The organism is Vibrio sp. 1288 (assembly GCF_033344475.1).
In genome coordinates, this window is the sequence record NZ_JAWPOX010000316.1 from 1 (window position 1) to 830 (window position 830).

Annotated in this window: 1 protein-coding gene; it reads left to right on the forward strand. The window is 46.4% G+C overall.

What is annotated here, in order from left to right; translation table 11 throughout:
• Nucleotides 1-830: flagellar filament capping protein FliD (gene fliD / locus R8O11_RS26490; RefSeq protein ID WP_318194776.1), on the forward strand; the 830-nt coding region annotated here is incomplete at both ends.

Below are 830 nucleotides of genomic sequence, written 5' to 3' on the forward strand. Positions count from 1 at the left end.
TAGAGAAAGCGCCGGATGTTCCAGGTTGGAATAATGCCGCCTCAGGCACATTGACGGATTCTTACGTTACGACCAAAGAAGCTAAGCAGCTCCTAGAACAAGAAAAAGCAGAAATCGAACAGAAAATTGCGGATGAAAAGCAAGAACTCGACGCAAAAGTCGAACGTGGTGAGCTTTCCGAAGAGCAAGCCAAGCAAATTCATCGTGCGAAACTCGATCCTCAAGAGCGTGAACGTCTAGAAAAAATCGACGAAGCAGAAGCCAAAATCGCAAAAGCGCAATCCTCATTCGAAGAATACCTTGGTATGACAGAGGTACAAGCAGGGCAAGATTCTGAAGTGCTGCTTGATGGCGTGGCAAAACTTTCAAGCCATAACAACGTAATTGAAGACGCCATTGAAGGCGTAGATTTGACACTTAAAGGCAAGTCAGAACCAAACAAGCCGCCTGCAGAAATCGGAGTCGAGTACGACCGTCAAAGTGTACGCAGCGACATCGAAAACTTTGTTTCGGCGTACAACTCGTTTTATCAAACTTCGCAAGCACTCTCGAGTGTGGACCCAACTACCGGCCAAAAAGGGCCGCTAGCTGGTGACAGCACGGTGCGAAGTGCCGATTCACGATTGAAAGCCGTCTTTTCAAGCCGAATCGATCAAGCACCAGAAAATCTGAAATCATTGACAGAATTTGGTATTACCACGACGCGTCAAGGCACGCTTGAAATCAACTATGACATGCTTGACCGTCAGTTGAACAATAACTTCAACGAGTTAGAAAAATTCTTCGGTGGTAACACTGGTTTTGCGAAGCGTATCGAAGATGCGATTCAC